The sequence below is a fragment of the Tabrizicola sp. T46 genome (assembly GCF_057219895.1).
This window is the reverse complement of record NZ_JBXVVV010000001.1, coordinates 35,902-52,438: the sequence shown is the minus strand read 5'-3', so window position 1 is coordinate 52,438 and position 16,537 is coordinate 35,902. Positions and strand designations below refer to the sequence as shown.

Annotated in this window: 21 protein-coding genes; 13 read left to right on the top strand and 8 right to left on the bottom strand. The window is 66.6% G+C overall.

The genetic code is table 11. The features are described 5' to 3' along the window. Positions 1-33: 33 nt before the first annotated feature. The 3 genes from AC2D9V_RS00240 (at position 34) to AC2D9V_RS00230 (ending at position 2,392) form a co-directional block, all read left to right on the top strand. Positions 34-399 carry a SnoaL-like domain-containing protein gene (locus tag AC2D9V_RS00240; RefSeq protein WP_484712023.1) on the top strand — a complete coding sequence of 122 codons (366 nt, stop codon included), beginning with the start codon at positions 34-36 and terminating at the stop codon, positions 397-399. A 66-nt stretch (positions 400-465) separates the two neighbouring features. Beyond that, positions 466-1,242 carry an SDR family oxidoreductase gene (locus AC2D9V_RS00235; protein WP_484712022.1) on the top strand — a complete coding sequence of 259 codons (777 nt, stop codon included), beginning with the start codon at positions 466-468 and terminating at the stop codon, positions 1,240-1,242. A 70-nt stretch (positions 1,243-1,312) separates the two neighbouring features. After that, positions 1,313-2,392, top strand: a complete 1,080-nt coding sequence (locus AC2D9V_RS00230; RefSeq protein ID WP_484712021.1) for an ABC transporter ATP-binding protein — start codon at positions 1,313-1,315, stop codon at positions 2,390-2,392. A gap of 136 nt (positions 2,393-2,528) precedes the next feature. On the opposite strand, the gene AC2D9V_RS00225 is transcribed toward AC2D9V_RS00230, so the two are convergent. From AC2D9V_RS00225 to AC2D9V_RS00215, 3 genes are all read right to left on the bottom strand, one after another. Continuing rightward, the gene (locus AC2D9V_RS00225) at positions 2,529-3,215 is read right to left on the bottom strand and encodes a helix-turn-helix transcriptional regulator (protein WP_484712020.1); all 687 of its coding nucleotides are present in this window, start codon (positions 3,213-3,215) and stop codon (positions 2,529-2,531) included. Between the two features lie 31 nt (positions 3,216-3,246). Continuing rightward, on the bottom strand, positions 3,247-3,618 hold the full coding sequence (locus AC2D9V_RS00220) for a hypothetical protein (RefSeq protein ID WP_484712019.1): 372 nt from the start codon (positions 3,616-3,618) through the stop codon (positions 3,247-3,249). 136 nt (positions 3,619-3,754) lie between these two features. Next, positions 3,755-4,108: a helix-turn-helix transcriptional regulator gene (locus AC2D9V_RS00215; RefSeq protein WP_484712018.1), complete on the bottom strand. Its 354-nt coding sequence runs from the start codon at positions 4,106-4,108 to the stop codon at positions 3,755-3,757. Between the two features lie 161 nt (positions 4,109-4,269). On the opposite strand from AC2D9V_RS00215, the gene AC2D9V_RS00210 reads away from it, so the two are divergent. Genes AC2D9V_RS00210 through AC2D9V_RS00190 form a run of 5 tightly spaced genes read left to right on the top strand, consistent with a single transcriptional unit; the run spans position 4,270 to position 8,151 of the window. Next, complete coding sequence (locus tag AC2D9V_RS00210) at positions 4,270-4,482, top strand: twin-arginine translocase TatA/TatE family subunit (protein ID WP_484712017.1); 213 nt, start codon at positions 4,270-4,272, stop codon at positions 4,480-4,482. Positions 4,483-4,501: 19 nt separating this feature from the next. Beyond that, positions 4,502-5,071: a Sec-independent protein translocase protein TatB gene (gene tatB, locus AC2D9V_RS00205; protein WP_484712016.1), complete on the top strand. Its 570-nt coding sequence runs from the start codon at positions 4,502-4,504 to the stop codon at positions 5,069-5,071. Then, positions 5,068-5,979, top strand: a complete 912-nt coding sequence (tatC, locus tag AC2D9V_RS00200; RefSeq protein WP_484712015.1) for a twin-arginine translocase subunit TatC — start codon at positions 5,068-5,070, stop codon at positions 5,977-5,979. The genes tatB and tatC overlap by 4 nt, the downstream gene beginning before the upstream one ends. Continuing rightward, positions 5,976-6,827, top strand: a complete 852-nt coding sequence (locus tag AC2D9V_RS00195) for an ATP-binding protein (protein ID WP_484712014.1) — start codon at positions 5,976-5,978, stop codon at positions 6,825-6,827. The genes tatC and AC2D9V_RS00195 overlap by 4 nt, the downstream gene beginning before the upstream one ends. A 52-nt stretch (positions 6,828-6,879) precedes the next feature. Further along, positions 6,880-8,151 (top strand): hemolysin family protein, encoded by a 1,272-nt coding sequence (locus tag AC2D9V_RS00190; RefSeq protein ID WP_484712013.1) that lies wholly within the window; start codon positions 6,880-6,882, stop codon positions 8,149-8,151. An 81-nt stretch (positions 8,152-8,232) separates the two neighbouring features. On the opposite strand, the gene AC2D9V_RS00185 is transcribed toward AC2D9V_RS00190, so the two are convergent. From AC2D9V_RS00185 to surE, 3 genes are read right to left on the bottom strand one after another with little or no spacing between them, the layout of a single operon-like run. Next, positions 8,233-9,384 carry a peptidoglycan DD-metalloendopeptidase family protein gene (locus AC2D9V_RS00185; protein ID WP_484712012.1) on the bottom strand — a complete coding sequence of 384 codons (1,152 nt, stop codon included), beginning with the start codon at positions 9,382-9,384 and terminating at the stop codon, positions 8,233-8,235. A 56-nt stretch (positions 9,385-9,440) separates the two neighbouring features. Beyond that, on the bottom strand, positions 9,441-10,112 hold the full coding sequence (locus AC2D9V_RS00180; RefSeq protein WP_484712011.1) for a protein-L-isoaspartate(D-aspartate) O-methyltransferase: 672 nt from the start codon (positions 10,110-10,112) through the stop codon (positions 9,441-9,443). Further along, positions 10,109-10,894 (bottom strand): 5'/3'-nucleotidase SurE, encoded by a 786-nt coding sequence (surE, locus tag AC2D9V_RS00175; RefSeq protein ID WP_484712010.1) that lies wholly within the window; start codon positions 10,892-10,894, stop codon positions 10,109-10,111. Before surE ends, AC2D9V_RS00180 begins: the two co-directional genes overlap by 4 nt. A 134-nt stretch (positions 10,895-11,028) precedes the next feature. On the opposite strand from surE, the gene AC2D9V_RS00170 reads away from it, so the two are divergent. From AC2D9V_RS00170 to AC2D9V_RS00150, 5 genes are all read left to right on the top strand, one after another. Next, positions 11,029-11,802 carry an ABC transporter ATP-binding protein gene (locus AC2D9V_RS00170; RefSeq protein ID WP_484712009.1) on the top strand — a complete coding sequence of 258 codons (774 nt, stop codon included), beginning with the start codon at positions 11,029-11,031 and terminating at the stop codon, positions 11,800-11,802. Between the two features lie 30 nt (positions 11,803-11,832). Further along, positions 11,833-12,600 carry a transporter substrate-binding domain-containing protein gene (locus AC2D9V_RS00165; RefSeq protein WP_484712008.1) on the top strand — a complete coding sequence of 256 codons (768 nt, stop codon included), beginning with the start codon at positions 11,833-11,835 and terminating at the stop codon, positions 12,598-12,600. Between the two features lie 195 nt (positions 12,601-12,795). After that, complete coding sequence (locus AC2D9V_RS00160) at positions 12,796-13,533, top strand: ABC transporter permease (RefSeq protein ID WP_484712007.1); 738 nt, start codon at positions 12,796-12,798, stop codon at positions 13,531-13,533. Continuing rightward, positions 13,533-14,309: an ABC transporter permease gene (locus tag AC2D9V_RS00155; protein WP_484712006.1), complete on the top strand. Its 777-nt coding sequence runs from the start codon at positions 13,533-13,535 to the stop codon at positions 14,307-14,309. Before AC2D9V_RS00160 ends, AC2D9V_RS00155 begins: the two co-directional genes overlap by 1 nt. Before the next feature lie 193 nt (positions 14,310-14,502). Beyond that, positions 14,503-14,682 carry a hypothetical protein gene (locus AC2D9V_RS00150; RefSeq protein WP_484712005.1) on the top strand — a complete coding sequence of 60 codons (180 nt, stop codon included), beginning with the start codon at positions 14,503-14,505 and terminating at the stop codon, positions 14,680-14,682. Positions 14,683-14,808: 126 nt separating this feature from the next. Here the strand turns inward: AC2D9V_RS00150 and iolB are convergent, their stop codons facing one another. Both iolB and iolE read right to left on the bottom strand, forming a co-directional pair. Next, entirely contained in the window at positions 14,809-15,615 is an 807-nt protein-coding gene (iolB, locus tag AC2D9V_RS00145; protein ID WP_484712004.1) for a 5-deoxy-glucuronate isomerase, read from the bottom strand. Between the two features lie 8 nt (positions 15,616-15,623). Beyond that, the gene (gene iolE / locus AC2D9V_RS00140; RefSeq protein WP_484712003.1) at positions 15,624-16,535 is read right to left on the bottom strand and encodes a myo-inosose-2 dehydratase; all 912 of its coding nucleotides are present in this window, start codon (positions 16,533-16,535) and stop codon (positions 15,624-15,626) included. Between the last annotated feature and the right edge of the window lie 2 nt (positions 16,536-16,537).

Genomic DNA, 16,537 nt, shown 5'->3' with positions numbered 1-16,537 from the left:
GATGAGAACATAAATGGAACATTGGAGGATGTCATGACCCTGAACGAGATAGCGAACGAACTGGTCGCCGGCTGCCGCGAAGGCCGCGAGAAGGCCAACCTCAAGACGCTCTATGCCCCCGACGCCGTGTCGGTCGAGGCGATGGACATGGGCGAAGGCACCACGGTCACCGGGGTCGATGCGATCCTCGGCAAGCACGCGTGGTGGGAATCCGCTTTCGAGTTCCACGGCGGCAGCATCGAGGGGCCCTTCGTACATGGAGACGACCGCTTTGCCGTGATCTTCGGGATGGACACCACCGACAAGGCGACCGGCCAGCGCAGCCAGGGCCGCGAAGTCGCGGTCTACCATGTGAAGGACGGAAAGATCGTGCGGGAAGAGTTCTTCTACTCGGTCTGACGCGGGGCTCTGGCGTCTTTCCGGCCCTGCCGCTAGCCTGACTCTTCGAGGATGGGGGGTCAGGCGATGGATCTTGGGATCAGGGGGAAGCGGGCGCTCGTCTGTGCCTCGTCGAAAGGGCTTGGGCGAGGCTGCGCCGAGGCGCTGGCCGAGGCGGGCGTGGACCTGGTGATGAACGCCCGTGGGGCGGAAGCCCTGGAGGCGGCGGCTTCCGATATTCGCCAGCGTTTCCAGGTAGATGTGGTCACCGTTGCCAGGGACATCACGACCGAGGCCGGCCGCGCGGCGGTGCTGGCGCATGGGCCGTTCGACATCCTGGTGACCAATGCCGGCGGCCCGCCGCCCGGCCTTTGGTCCGATTGGGGGCGTGAGGATTTCCTCAAGGCGCTTGACGCCAACATGCTCACCCCGATCGCGCTGATGCAGGCGGTCCTGCCGGGGATGATGGACCGGGGCTGGGGGCGGGTGGTCAACATCACCTCCGTCTCGGTCAAGGCGCCCATCGCGACGCTGGGCCTGTCGAACTCCGCCCGCGCCGGGCTGACCGGATTTGTCGCCGGGACGGCGCGGCAGGTGGCCGGAAAAGGCATCACGATCAACAACTTGCTGCCCGGCATCCATGCAACCGACCGCGCCATTGCCCTTGATGGCGCGGTGGTCAAAGCGCGGGGGATCAGCCTTGAACAGGTCATCGCCGAACGCAGCGCCACCATCCCCGCCGGCCGCTACGGCACGGCGGCCGAGTTCGGGGCGACCTGCGCCTTCCTCTGCTCGCAGCATGCGGGGTTTATCGTGGGGCAGAACATCCTTCTGGACGGTGGCGCGACCAACACCACGCTTTGATCGCGGACGGGGACCTTGCCGGGGGCGGGGCGGCCTGATACCTCAAGCCTGACGAAATCAGTAGTGTTTCATGCCCGACGCGCCAGTTCGCCTTGAAGTTCAACACCTTGGCCGCAGTTTCGGCGGGCGGGCGGTGGTTGACGACGTCTCGCTTTCGGTGGCGGCGGGGCAGGTGACCTGTCTGCTGGGCCCCTCGGGCTGCGGGAAATCCACGACGCTCCGCATGATCGCCGGGGTTGACCGCGCCGACCGGGGCGAGGTTCGGATCGACGGACGGCTTGTCGAAGGGCAGGGCGTTTCGGTCCCGTCCGAGGCGCGGTCGGTTGGGCTGATGTTCCAGGATTTCGCGCTTTTCCCGCATCTTACGGTGGCGGAAAACGTGGGGTTCGGGCTGCGCACCGACAAGGCCGAGAAAGCCCGGCGTGTCGGGGAACTACTTGAAAAAGTGGGGCTTTCCGGCTTTGGCCCAAAGTATCCGCACCAGCTTTCGGGGGGCGAACAGCAGCGCGTGGCGCTGGCGCGCGCGCTGGCGCCGCGACCGCGCGTGATGCTGATGGATGAACCCTTCTCGGGCCTCGACAACCGCCTGCGCGACGGCATCCGCGACCAGACGCTGGAGCTTCTGAAGGACTCCGGGACGGCGGTCCTTCTGGTCACACATGAGCCGGACGAGGCGATGCGGATGGCCGACGAGATCGCGCTGATGCGGGCTGGTCGGATCGTGCAGAAGGGCGCGCCCTACAACGTCTACAACGCCCCCGTGGACAAGGCGGCGGCGGCTTTCTTCAGTGATATCAACGTGATCCGGGGCGTATCGAAAGGCGCGCTGACCGAAACGCCCTTTGGCGCGTTCCTGACGCCCGGCCATGCCGATGGCGCGAAGGTCGAGATCGTGATCCGTCCCCAGCACCTGAGGATCGACTTTGACCGGGGCGGCCGGGGCCCTAATCCGACCCCGGAAGAGGGCGTTCCGGCGCGGGGAACGGTGGTGCGAAGCCGGTATCTGGGGCGGGAGAGCCTGGTCGACTTTGCGATGGACTTCGAAGGCGCGAAACTGACGGCAAGCGTGCCGGGGGTGTTCCTGCCGAAACCGGGGACGGTGCTTTGGCTGATGATCCGGCGGGATCGGTGCTTTGTCTTCGGGGTCTAGGAAGCGATCCGGGCGCAGGACACCAAGCTACTGAGAACGCAGGCTTAATCCCCAGGTTTTCGGATCTGGCGGCGGTCTTGCCCGCGTCTTCCTTCTGTCTTCCTTGTGTCTCTACGCGCGGGGCCTTCGTGCACCGTTAACCAAGGCTGCCCGATCCGGCCTGTAGCCGCCAGTCGGCCAGCGTCTTTCCCGGTTCTTCGGCAAAGATCTGCCCGGTCAAGGTCAGGCTTTCGATCCGGTCGACGCGAAAGCTGCGAAAGTCGCCCCGCGTCTCGCACCAGCTTGCCAGTGTCCAGACCCGGCCCCAGAATTCCAGCACCAGCGGGCGGACCGGGCGGTCCGACCGGCCGCCCGCGCCGTCGACATAGGCAATCACCACCCGTTCGTGCAGCCGGATCGCGCGGCGGAGCGCCGGAAGGTGGCGGGCGGCGGCAAGCGCCTCATCCCCCGGGAAGACCCAGGATTCCTGACCGATGTCATCGGTCAGGCCGGCCGGTAGCACTGCGGCGATCTTGCCCCGAAGGCTTTCTGCTGCCCGCGAGAGCGAGGGGTCGGCGCCGTGGGTCACCAATTGGAGGCCGAGCGTCAGGGCCTGCACCTCGTCCGGCGTCAGGGTCAGGGGCGGCAAGGTGATCGGCTCACGCAGGATGTAGCCGACGCCACGCTCGCCCTCGACCGGGAGACCTGAGGCGATAAGGGTCGCCATGTCGCGCCAAAGCGTGCGGGTCGACACCTCCAACCGCTCGGCCATGTCGCGGGCGGTGTGAAGCCGCCCGTCGCGCAGGATCTGGATGAGGTCGAAGAGGCGGTCGGTGCGGCGCATGGGCGAAGGGTGGCGGGGGGACGGGCCTCGGTCAATCCATCCGCCAGAGGATGGTGTCGTGGCGCATCTGCATGGAGGTGGGGTCGATCAGTGCGACGTAGGGGCCGAAGGCGGGGTCTGCCATCATTGCCTCGGCCGCGGCCATCGCCTGCGGCAGCGAGGCCCAGGTGACATGGTCGGTCCATGTGCCGTCCCCGGCGCGGGTCAGCTGGCGGGAAAGGAAGCCGGGCTGGCGACGCAGTGGCGCCTCGGTCGCGCGGGCGGCGGCGAGGAAGGCCGCGTCGGTCGTGCCGGGGGTCAGGCGGAAGCTGACAACCTCGAGCACCGTGTCGGCACCGCCGGCGCCCGCAAGGTCGGCGGGCAGGGCGCAGAGGGTGAACATGAGGGCGTGAAGGATGCGCATCGGTCTCTCCATCAGTTGCGATGGGACGGGTATGGCAGGGGGCAACTGACAGGGTCTGTCAGCAATGAACGGGGTTGGACCAAATTCCTTGAGGAAGTAATTTGGCAAAATCCTTGCTTAAGGATTTTGGTCCCCGTTACACCTCCGCCTCGATCCCGGATTGGGGCAGAAGGGTCGCCACCTTGTAGAGCAGGCTTCTCGCCGCCCTTGCGCGCGGGTTGCCATCCTGCCCGACATGCCGCAGCCCTTCGACCAGCGCCTCGAGTTCCTCGGGCGTCAGCATCGTCGGTGGCAGCATCAGGGGTGAGCGGAGGAGATAGCCAAGCCCGCGTTCGCCCGAAATCGGAAGCCCGGAGGCGGCCAGCATCTCCATGTCGCGCCAGATCGTGCGGGTCGAAACGCCGAGTCGCGCCGCCAGTTCCGAGGCGGTGTGGAGCCGGCCGTCGCGGAGGGCCTGGACGATGTCGTAAAGGCGGGCGTCGCGTTTCATCGGGGATTCCGGGGCGGACGGGGGACTTACTGACAAAATACTGTCAGTTGACCGCAAATGCCAAGCGGCTTCGCTCTTGGAAGGGCGGTCCCGGTGATCCTAATACGGGGTCAGTTCAGGAATGCAGGTCCCGGTCGGGGCCGGAATCGGAGGATTTTCCAATGTTCAACAACATCGGTCTGCCCGGGCTTCTGCTGATCGCGGTGGTGGTTCTGGTCCTGTTCGGCCGGGGCAAGGTCAGCGCGCTGATGGGCGAGGTCGGCAAGGGCATTACCGCCTTCAAGAAGGGCGTGAATGACGGTGCTGCCGAGATCGAGGCGCAGAAGGCGGATGCGGCGAAGGACGTGACCCCCGCCGAGAAGGACAAGGTCTGAGGCCTGAAGGAAACCGGGAATGGATCTCAGCTGGTCCGAGCTTCTGGTCGTCGGGATCGTGGCGCTGATCGTGATCGGCCCGAAGGACCTGCCCGGAATGTTCCGCGAGCTTGGCCGGTTCACCGCCAAGGTCCGGTCCATGGGGCGCGAGTTCAGCCGCGCGATGGAACAGGCCGCGAAGGAAAGCGGCGTGAAGGACGTGGCCGATGACCTGCGCAAGGTGTCGAACCCCAAGTCGATGGGGCTGGATGCCGTGCGCTCGGCTGCCGACAAGTTCGAGAAATGGGATCCCTTGAAGCCCGCGACCGCCGGGGCCAAGCCTGCCGCGGCCCCGATGACACCGCCGCCGATGCCGGCTGCTGCAGTGGCTTCCGCCCCGGCTGCCGCCCCGGCTGCCGTCGGCCCGGCGACCGCCGCGCTGAAGGAGAAGGTTTCGGCGGACAAGGCCGCCTCGGCCGAGAAGGTTGCGGCGATCCGTGCGGCGCAGGCACCGGCGCCGGAACCGGTGGCGGCGGCGGAAGCGCCGGCGGCCAGGCCGCGCGGGCGGGTGCGCAAGAAGGCCGAGCCGGGCACGGGTGACGCGACATGAGCACCAAGGACGAGATCGAGGACAGCTCGGCCCCCCTGATCGAGCATCTGATCGAGCTTCGCAACCGGATCATCTGGTCGGTCGCGGCTTTCCTCGTCGCGATGATCCTGTGCTTCATCGTGGCCGAGCCGATCCTGGATTTCATGCTGACGCCGATCGAGCAGTCGATGCGGGCGCTGGGCGACCCGAATCCGGTCATGCAGTACACGGCACCGCAGGAGTACTTCTTCACCTTGGTGCATATCTCGGTCGTAGCCGGGCTGATGGTCAGCTTTCCGGTAATTGCCTACCAGATGTGGCGCTTCGTGGCGCCCGGGCTTTACCGCAGCGAAAAGCAGGCGTTCCTGCCGTTCCTGATCGCCTCGCCGGTCCTGTTCCTGATCGGGGCGGCGTTTGCGCATTATGTGGTCACGCCGATCGCGATGACCTTCTTCCTGGGCTTTGCGGATGCGTTTTCCGTGGTGACGGCGCTTATCCCGGGCCTCGCCGATGGCGCGGTGGTCGAAACGACGGCTCCGGTGGCCGACACCGGGATCGACATCGTCTTCCAGGGCAAGGTGAACGAGACGCTGGACATCAGCCTGAAGCTGATCCTGGCTTTCGGCCTCTGCTTCCAGCTTCCTGTCCTCCTGACGTTGATGGGCAAGGCGGGGCTGGCGACATCGGCCGGACTGGCGAACATGCGGCGCTATGCCATCGTGGTCATCCTTATCGTCGCCGCCGTGGTCACCCCACCCGACGTGATGAGCCAGCTGATCCTCTTCTTCGCGGTCTATCCCCTCTATGAGGTGTCGATCTTCCTGATCAGGCGCATCGAAAAGCGGCGTGAGGCGGAGCTTCGGGCGCAGGGCCTGTGGGATGACGAGACCGACAGCCCGGCCGGCGACGGGACGGAGACCAAGGCTTGAGCGACGCGTTGGAGCGGATCGCGGCGGCGCTGGAGCGGCTGGCACCGGCCCCGTTGCCGGCCCCGGATTTCAGCGCCGAGGCCTTTGCCTGGCACGCGAGGTCAGAGGGGGGGCCCGACCGGCTGGAACCCGTGGCGCGGGTTTCCCGGGTGGACATCGGCCTCCTGATCGGGGTCGACCGGTCGCGCGACACGCTTCTGGAAAACACCCGGCATTTCGCCGCCGGGCTGCCCGCCAACAACGCGCTTCTCTGGGGCGCGCGGGGGATGGGGAAGTCAAGCCTCGTCAAGGCGGTCCATGCCCAGGTCCGGGCCGAAGGGCATGACCTGAAGATCGTGGAGCTTTCCCGCGAGGACCTGCCGAGCGTCCAGCGTCTTCTGTCGCATCTGCGGGCCGCGCCGCACCGGTTCCTTCTTTTCTGCGACGACCTGTCGTTCAGCCATGACGACCAGCATTACAAAAGCCTGAAGGCGGTGCTGGACGGCGGGATCGAGGGGCGGCCGGAGAATGTGCTGTTCTACGCCACCTCCAACCGCCGCCACCTGATGCCGCGCGACATGATCGAGAACGAACGGTCGACCGCGATCAACCCAGGCGAGGCGGTGGAGGAGAAGGTGTCGCTCTCGGACCGCTTCGGCCTCTGGCTCGGGTTCCATCCCTGCGGTCAGGACGATTACCTCGCCATGATCCGGGCCTATTGCGCGGCCTACGCGGTCACCGTGCCGGAGGAACGCCTTCTGGCCGAGGCGATCGAATGGCAGGCGACGCGCGGGGCGCGGTCGGGGCGGGTGGCCTGGCAGTTCTTCTGTGATCTTGCCGCCCGCGAAGGGGTGCGGATCGGGGTCTGAGCCCACGCGGCGCTTGCGATTCCGGCTGCCTGGCCCTATCTGGCGACGGACCATGTTATCCGAGATCCTTGTCATCCTTGCACTGATCGTGCTGAACGGCGTGCTGGCCATGTCCGAACTGGCCATCGTCAGCGCAAGGCCCGGGCGGCTGAAACCGCTGGAAGGCAAGAGCCGGGGCGCGCGGCTGGCCCTCCGCTTAGGCGAGGACCCGGGGCGGTTCCTCTCGACCGTGCAGATCGGGATCACGGCGGTCGGCATCCTGTCGGGTGCCCTTTCGGGTGCGACGCTGGGCGAGCGTCTGGAAGACTGGCTTCTCTTGCAGGGTGTGGCGCCGGACTGGGCCACGACGCTGGGCGTGGGCGGGGTGGTCATCGCGATTACCTATGTCAGCCTGATCATCGGCGAGCTGGTGCCAAAGCAGATCGCGCTTCGGAATGCCGAAGGCATCGCGATCCGCATGGCCCCGGCGATGACGCTTCTGTCCGTGGTCGCCGCCCCGCTGGTCTGGTTCCTCGACCGGTCGGGCAGGGTTGTCCTGTGGCTTCTCGGGCAAAGGGGCGACAGCCAGAATCGGGTGACCGAGGAAGAGGTCCACGTCCTTCTGGCCGAGGCGCATGAAGGCGGGGTCCTGGAAACCGAGGAACGCGAGATGATCTCGGGCGTGATGCGGCTTTCGGACCGCACCGCGCGGGCGTTGATGACCCCCCGGCACGAGATCGACATGCTGCCCCTCGATGCGACAGGCACCGAGGCGATGGCCTCCCTGCGCCGGGTCGCGCGGGCGCGGATGCCGGTCGCGAATGCCGAGGGTGACGTGGTCGGGATCGTGCTTTTGTCCGAGGCATTCCAGGTCGTCTCGCGGCGCGAGGCCTTGGACATCAAGGCCTTGGTTCGGGAAATCCCCGTGGTGTCGGACCGGGCCGAGGCGCTGGACGTTCTGGAGATCCTGCACAAGTCCGAACATCATATCGCGCTCGTCTATGACGAATACGGGCATTTCGAGGGGATCATCACCTCGGGCGACATTCTGGGCGCGATCACCGGATCGGTCGCGTCAAGCGAGGCGGATGAACCGGCGATGGTGACGCGGGATGATGGCAGCTTCCTCGTCGCTGGATGGATGCCGGTGGACGAATTCTGCGACCGCCTTGGCCTGCCGCGCGAGATGGCCGGGGAGTATGACACCGTTGCCGGGCTGATCCTGCACCAGCTGGGCCAGATCCCCGAGCTTGGCGCTGCCTTCACCGCCGAGGGCTACCGTTTCGAGGTGATCGACCTTGACGGGCGGCGGATCGACAAGGTGCTGGTGTCGGAAGCCCATTGAGGCCGATTTCTTCGAAGAAATCGCTCCGGACCCTTTGAAGGGTCCGAACCGGAGTTTTCGAAAACTCCGGCTTACGACGGGTTATTGCAGGTAGGTCATCGGGTCCAGGCTGTCGACGCCCCTGCGGACCTCGAAATGCAGGAAGGCCGGATCGCCCTGGCGCACCGCGCCGATGGCCTGCCCGCGCGAGACGGTGTCGCCCTTCTTGACCTTCAGCGCGTCAAGCCCGGCGTAGACCGTGAGAAGGCCGCCGTCATGGCGGATCACCACGATCGGAACCTGGTCGGTGTCCTTCGTCACGGCGGCGACGGTGCCGGAGGCGGCGGCCTTGACCGGGGTCCCGGCCGGGGCGGCGATGTCGATGCCCTGGTTCGTCTTCCGGTCATAACCGCGGATGATCTTGCCCTGCACCGGCATGGCGAAGGCCGAGGCCGAGGCTGCCGTGGCGGCCTCGCCCAGTTCGGGCGAGGGCGGCGCGGCCTTCGCCGCTTCGCTGGCGGTGGGAATGTCTTCGTCGGGCAGAGGCTTGGCGGCCGAGGGCGGCTCGGGCGTCGGCGAGCCGGTGCCGGGCGGGGTCGGCACGGGCTCGGGGTCCGGCGCGGCGGCCGTCGCGATCGGGATGATCAGGGTCTGGCCTTCGCGCACCGCGAGGTCGGGGCCAAGCTGGTTCCAGTCGGCCAGCGCCTTGGCCGAGACATTGTAGGCCCGCGCGATGGTAAAGGCGGTTTCGCCGCGGGCGACCCGGTGGGTCAGCGGCTGGCCCGAGGCAGGCTGCGCGCTGACAGGGGCGGGCGCGGTGGTTCCGACTTCATCCAGTGCCGTCGTGGCTATGGCGGCCACGTCGACCGAGCCGGGGGTGCCGGCCAGAGCGGGCTGCGGGGCGGCAGAGACGCGGCTGGGCAGGAGGAGAAGCTCGCCTTCGCGCAGGGGGTCGGTCGGGCGGACGGCGTTCTTCTGGGCCAGCTGGTCGGCATTGACGCCAAGCCGGCTTGCCATGGTGCTGACGGTTTCACCCCGGCGGGCGGCGGCCATCTGGTAGTCCGGGTAGGAGATGATGCCGTTGGCATCGGCTGTAGGGGCCGGGGCCGTCGCCTGCCGGGCGGCGGCCGTCGTGTCGCCGCCGCCGGCGCGCAGGTCCCAGTCAAGTTCGTTGGTATTGACGCAGGCGGTCAGGGCAAGGGCACTTGCGCCCATCACGAATGTGGTCCGGATCGTTCCGCCAAAGCTTTGCATAGGGTCCCGCCTCTTGCCGCCCTTGTCCGGGTTATCCCGGTTTCTGGTGCGCCATCCTACTCGGACCCAAGGCCTTCGACCAGTGGGACAAAGCGCACCGGGCGGAGTTCTTCGTAGTCAAATCCCTGTGTGGTGCGGGTGACCTTGATCAGGCTTTGCACCGCGTCGGACTGGCCGACCGGCAGGACCATGATCCCGCCGGGCTTCAGCTGGGCCAGAAGGGGCCCCGGCGGGTCCTCGGCGGCGGCGGTGACGAGGATCCGGTCGAAGGGACCCTGCTCGGGCAGGCCGTGGCTGCCGTCGGCGGTGAAGGCGGTGATGTTGGCGATATCGAGCTGGCGGAAAAGTTCGGTCGCCTCGCGCACCAGGCGGCGGTAGCGGTCGACGGTGTAGACCCGGCGGGCGAGCTGGGCGAGGATCGCCGCCTGGTAGCCGGACCCGGTGCCGACCTCGAGCACCGTGTCGCGCGGGTTGACATGAAGCGCCTGGGTCATCAGGCCGACGACCGAGGGCTGGCTGATCGTCTGGCCGCAGGCGATGGGCAGGGGCATGTCCTCATAGGCCTTGTCGGCGAAGATGCCACGCACGAAAAGCCCGCGGTCGACCTTTTCCATCGCGGTCAGGACCCGGGTGTCCGTCACCCCGCGGGACCGGAGCGCAAAGAGGAACCGCATCTTGCGTTCGGCAAGCTCTTCGGCAGAGCCCGGGTCCTCGGGGGTGTCGGTCATCCGAGCCGCGCCCCGAGATCGGCAAGCAAGTCATGCGCGGTCAGGTCGGCCCGCATCGGGGTGACCGAGATGAAGCCGTCAAGGTTCACCGCCGCGTCCGAGCCGGGCAGGGTGGGCGTGTGCTGCGGGCCGCCCTTGATCCAGAGGAAGCGGCGACCGGAGGGGGAGATATGGGGCTCGACGCTGAAGGCAGTATCGCGGCGGAAGCCCTGCGGGGCGACCTTCATGCCAAGGGTTTCGGCGCCGGAATGGGGCGGGAAGTTTACGTTGTAGAAGATGCGGTAGTCGTCCTGCGTCCAAAGCCCCCGCTCAAGCAGCCTCCGCACGACGCCTGCGCCATGCACCCGGGCGCTGTCGAAGGGATCGTCCAGCCGCGCATTGCCGGGTCCGAAGAACTGCGAGAGCGCAATCGCGGGCACGCCTTGCAGGGCCGCCTCCATCGCCCCGCCGATGGTGCCGGAGTAAAGCACGTTCTCGGCGGCGTTGTTGCCCCGGTTGACGCCGGAGAGGACGAGATCGGGCTTTGCGCCGTCCAGCACGTCATAGATCGCCGCCAGCACGCAGTCCGCCGGGCTGCCTTCGGCGGCGAAACGGCGGGGGCCAAGCTCGGCGATCATCATCGGGTGGGTGTAGCTGATGCAATGCCCGACGCCGGACTGCTCGAAAGCCGGGGCGACGGTCCAGACCTCGCCCTTCGGCCCGGCGATCTCGGCCGCGATCGCCGTCAGCACCTCCAGCCCCGGCGCGTTGATGCCGTCGTCATTGGTGATCAGGATGCGCATATCGGTCCCCGCTTGCCCGGTCCTGATTAGACGACCGGCAGGTGCCCTTCAAGGCGCGATCCCGCCCGGGCCTCAGGAAGGATTTACTTGCACTGGCCCGGATTGCCGGGTCAGATAGGTGAAACGGGGGCTTCATGACCAATACTGACGACCGACGACCCGAGGCAATCGAGGTCGCCGACCTGCACAAGTCCTTCGGCACGCACAAGGTGCTGAAGGGCGTCTCGCTGCGAGCCTGTGAGGGCGACGTGGTGGCGATCATCGGCGGGTCGGGCTCGGGCAAGTCCACCATGCTCCGCTGCATCAACTTTCTGGAAACGCCCACTTCGGGCAAGATCCGCATCGCGGGCGAAGAGGTGGAGATGCGCGCCGACGGCTCGCCCGCCGACCGCCGGCAGATCGAGCGGATCCGCCAGTCTCTTGGCATGGTGTTCCAGTCCTTCAACCTCTGGACCCACCGGACGGTGCTGGAGAACCTGATCGAGGTTCCGGTCCATGTGATGAAGACCCCGAAGGACGAGGCGATCGCCCGGGCGCGAAAGCTTCTGGCGCGGGTCGGGCTGGCCGAGAAAGAGGGCGCCTATCCTGCCTTCATGTCGGGCGGCCAGCAGCAGCGCGCGGCGATTGCCCGCGCGCTTTGCATGGAACCGAAGGCGATGCTTTTCGACGAGCCGACCTCGGCCCTTGACCCCGAGCTTGTGGGCGAGGTGCTGCAGGTCATCCGCGGCCTCGCCGATGAGGGGCGGACGATGATCCTTGTCACCCACGAGATGAAGTTCGCGCGCGAGGTCGCTTCCCAAGTCATCTACCTGCACAACGGCCAGATCGAAGAGCAAGGCCCGCCCGAGCAGTTGTTCGGTGCGCCGAAATCCGACCGTCTGAAACAGTTTCTCAAATCCGTCGCCTGAAAAGACGGAACAACCAGCAAGGAGACATACATGAAATTCAAGTCCCTGATCGCCGCAGCACTGCTTGCCGCAAGCCCGGCAGTTGCCGACGAAGTCAAGATCGGCATCGCCGCCGAGGCCTATCCGCCCTTCGCCAGCCCAGATGCCTCCGGCAACTGGGTCGGCTGGGAGATCGACTTCATCAACGCGATGTGTGCGGCGGGCGAGATGAACTGCGTCATCACCCCGGTGGCATGGGACGGGATCATCCCCTCGCTGACCTCGGGTCAGATCGATGTGATCATGGCCTCGATGTCGATCACCGAAGAGCGGATGCAGACCATCAACTTCTCGGACAAGTACTACAACACCCCGACCGTCGTGATCGGCACCAAGGGCGTCGAGATGGCCCCGACCGCCGAAGGGCTGGCGGGCAAGATCATCGGCGTGCAGGCCTCGACCGTCCATGCCGACTATGTCGAGAAATACTTCGCGCCGACGGCGGCGGAAGTGAAGATCTACCAGACCCAGGACGAGGCGAACCAGGACCTGGCCGCCGGGCGGATCGACGCGGTGCAGGCTGACAGCATCGCCATGGATGCTTTCCTTGCCTCCGAGGCCGGTCAGGCCTGCTGCGAGCTGAAAGGGGCCGTGGCCGATGACCCGGCGATCTTGGGCAAGGGCGTCGGCGCGGGCGTGCGGAAGGAAGACACCGAGCTTCTGGCCAAGATCAACGCGGCCATCGCCAAGGTCATCGCCGACGGCACCTATGACACGATCACCGCGAAGTACTTCGCCTCGTCGATCTACGGCAGCTGATCGGCAGATGTCCGGGGGAAAGCCCGCGGCACGGCAGGAGTTTCCCTCTCTCCCCGGGGGAGAGGGTCAGGCTGAGGGGGTCTCCCCCGGCGAACTCGCTGACCGGGCGCCCACCGCCCCCATCCCCTCCCCACGCGGGGGAGGGGAAACACCCAGCTACTGGCACCAGTGCCACGGCCATATCTGGGGAAGCGCATGATCGCGGCCAGCCTGATGACCTCGACGCTCGATCTTCTCGCCTGGGCCCCGCCCGGCTGGGGGGCGACGCTGGCCGAAGGGCTGCTGAAGTCGATCCTGATCGCGCTTGGCGCTTTCGGCCTGGGCCTTCTGATCGGCATCTGCGGAGCCTATGGCAAGCTTTACGGCGGGCCGGTCACCCGTGACCTTCTGGGCATCTACACCACCATCGTGCGGGCGGTGCCGGAACTGATCCTGATCCTGATCCTTTATTTCGCCTTCACCTCGTCGATCAACAACCTCCTCCTCGCCTGGGGGTTTGAACGGATCCAGATCTCGGGCTTTGCCGCAGGGATCGCCGTGCTTGGCGTGGTGCAGGGGGCCTATGCGACGGAAATTCTGCGCGGCGCGATCCTGTCCGTCCCGCCCGGCCAGATCGAGGCGGCGCGGGCGATGGGGATGCCGCCCCTGACGCTGGCCTGGCGGGTGACCTTCCCGCAGATGCTGGCGGCGGCGATCCCGGGGCTGGCGAACCTGTGGCTGATCGCAACCAAGGACACGGCCCTCCTGGCCGTCGTGGGCTATGCCGAACTGACGCTCGTCACCCGGCAGGCGGCCTCGACCACCAAGGCTTTCTTCACCTTCTTCATGGCGGCGGGCATCCTTTACCTGATCGTGTCGATCCTCTCGACGTTGCTTTTCAACCGGATCGAAGCCTGGGCGCGGCGCGGGCAGGTCCGGCCGGAGGGGCGGTGATGCAGGGTTTCTGGGTTCCCCGCCGGATTGTCATGGCCGCAATCGCGGCCTTCATCGTCATATGGTGCGCAACCGAGCTGAACTGGACCTGGCTCGCCGATCCGAAGTATCAGGCGCTGATCCTGCAAGGCATCTGGACGACGACCTGGCTTCTGGTCGTGACCATGATCCTCGGGATGCTTCTGGCCATTCCCCTTGGCTTTGCGCAGGCGGCGGGGCCGTGGTGGCTGGCAAAGCCCGCAGCGGGGTTCTGCGGGCTGATCCGGGGCACGCCGCTTCTGTTGCAGCTCTGGCTTCTCTACTACGGGCTGGGGTCGCTTTTCCCTTCGATCCCGTGGATACGGCAATCCGACCTCTGGCCCATCCTGCGCCAGGCCTGGCCCTACGCGGTGCTGGCGCTGACCCTGTCGGTCGCGGGCTATTCGGGCGAGGTGATGCGTGGCGCCTTCAAGGGCGTTGCGCATGGCCAGTTGGAGGCGGCAAAGGCGATGGGGATGCCGCGTTTCACCATCTTCCGCCGGATCTGGCTGCCACAGGCCCTGCACCGCGTGCTGCCGACGCTGGGGGGCGAGACGGTGCTGACGCTGAAGGCGACGCCGCTGGTCGCGACGATCACGGTGGTCGACATCTACGCGGTCTCCTCGCGCGTGCGGCAGGATACGTTCATCGTCTACGAGCCGCTTCTGCTTCTTGCCGTGGTCTACATGGTGATCGCCGGGGTGATCGTGCTTCTCTTCCGGCGGCTTGAGGCGATGGTGCCGCAGAAGAGGGTCTAGGCCGCGATTCGCCTTCCGGGAGAGCGGTTTCTTCCAAAGCGAGTCAAAACGCCCCGATGCAGGCGATTGTTCTGCGGCTGGATGCAATCCACGAGAATGCCACGTTGCCGCTGCGTCATTTCCCGATTCAGCCATATTGCGCGCAACTTGCGCGGTAGTCTTGCCTGTAATGGAAAATCCAGAGGAGGTTCCGATGACTGCGTTCAACCTTCTGCGGTTCCTGTCGCGTCCGCAGCCCAAGACGGACGAGCCGCTGATGCACCGCCTGGAAGGGCTGCAAGGGCATCAGGAGGCCACGACGACGCCACCCGCGGTCCCGGTCTTCAGCGTGCCCCGCCGCCGCACGCTGGCCCGTGAGGGCCAGCCGTCCTGAGCGGGCGGCAGCAGGACCGCCTGTGGGCACAGGTTAACGCCGGGTAAATACCCACGAGCAAGTCGCTGATGCGTCAGGATATTTCTGATTTGACCACTGTGGTCACTGCCGCCCGGGCGGGCCTTTTCAGGCGTCGCGCCGGGCGATCCAGTCATGGTCCGGATCGTTCTGGAACCGCCATTTGCGGATCGGCCCGGCCATCACGTTCAGATAGTACATCTCGTAGCCATAGGGCGCCCCGCAGGGATGGTGGCCTTTCGGGACCAGGACGACATCGTGGTTCTTCACGGCCATCGTCTCGTCCAGCGACCCGTCCTCGGTATAGACCCGCTGGATGCCGAAGCCCTGCGCGGGGTTCAGGCGGTGGTAGTAGGTTTCCTCGAGGTAGGTCATGCGGGGGAAGTCATCCTCGTCATGCCGGTGGGAGGGGTAGCTCGACCAGTGCCCCGCGGGGGTGAAGACCTCAGTGACCAGAAGGCTGTCCGCGACCTCGCGCCCCTCCATCGCGATGTTGTTGACGTGGCGGGTGTTCGTCCCCTTGCCGCGCGGGGTGAGGGTGATGCCATCCGGCCCCAGCCGCTGCGCCGGGTGGCCGCCCTTGCCGGGGGCCTTGCAGACGCCGATCGTGCAGGGGGTGGTGGCGGTGGCCTGCCACTGGCTGCCGTTCGGGACGTAGAGGCAATGGGGCGGGGTCTTTTCGAAGACGTCCATCCGGTCGCCCATCAGCCCCCAGTCCTGCCCGGCGGCCTGGACGGTGGCCTTCCCCTCGACGATCACGAGGATCACCTCCTCGTCCCCCGTCGCCTCCGCGGCCACGTCGCCCGGTTCCAGCCGGTAGAGGGTGAAGCCGACATAACCCCAGCCGGCGGAGGCCGGGGTGATGTCATGCACCTTGCCGCGGGTGCCGGTGGGGTGGCGGAGGAGGTCGGGCATGGCGGGCCTCAGGCGGGGCGGGAGTGGTCGATCGTCAGGCCCGCCTTGGCGCAGACCTTCAGGATGTGGTCGTAGCCGAGCTTCGAGTATTCGTAGGGCGGGGCCTTGGCCGGGTCCTGTTCAGCCTCGACCACGATCCAGCCGGCGTAGTCCATCGCCTTGAGCTTGTCGGCAACGGCCTGAAAGTCGATGCAGCCATCGCCCGGCACGGTGAAGGCCCCGGCGATGACGGCATCGAGGAAGCTGCGGTTGTTCTTCCGCACATCCGCCACGACCTCGGGCCGGATGTCCTTGAAATGGACGTGGTGGACGCGGGAGGCCCAGGTGTTCAGGACCCGCATCACGTCGGCCCCGCCGAAGAGGAGGTGGCCGGTGTCGAAGAGAAGCTTCACCTCGGGCGTGGAGCCTTCCATCAGAGCGTTCACGTCGTCTTCGGATTCCATGAACGAGCCCATGTGGTGGTGGTAGGCGAGGGTCACACCCTGGTCGGCCATCCATTTCGCAAGCTCGGACAGCTTCGCGCCATAGGCCCGGACGTCGGCGGCGGCAAACTTCGGGCGGTTGTTGACCGGGACGGCGATGTTGCCCTGCACGGTGTTCGAGCATTCCGCATAGACGATGCAGGGGGCTTTCAGGGCCGCGAATTGCTCCACCTGCTGGCGGACGGCTTCGATCTCGGTCTTCACGTCGTTTGTGAGGAGATTGCCGGAACACCAGCCGCCACAAAGGAAAAGTCCGTTTGCGTTGAGATACGACCGCAGCCCTTCGGTGTCCGACGGCATCCGGCGGCCGCGTTCCACGCCGGTGTAGCCGATCTCGCGCGCCTCGGCCAAGGCCTGCTCCATCGTGTAGGCGGCGGTCAGGTCAGGCAGGTCGTCGTTCTGCCAGGAGATGGGGGAGATCCCGATCTTGATGCTCATTT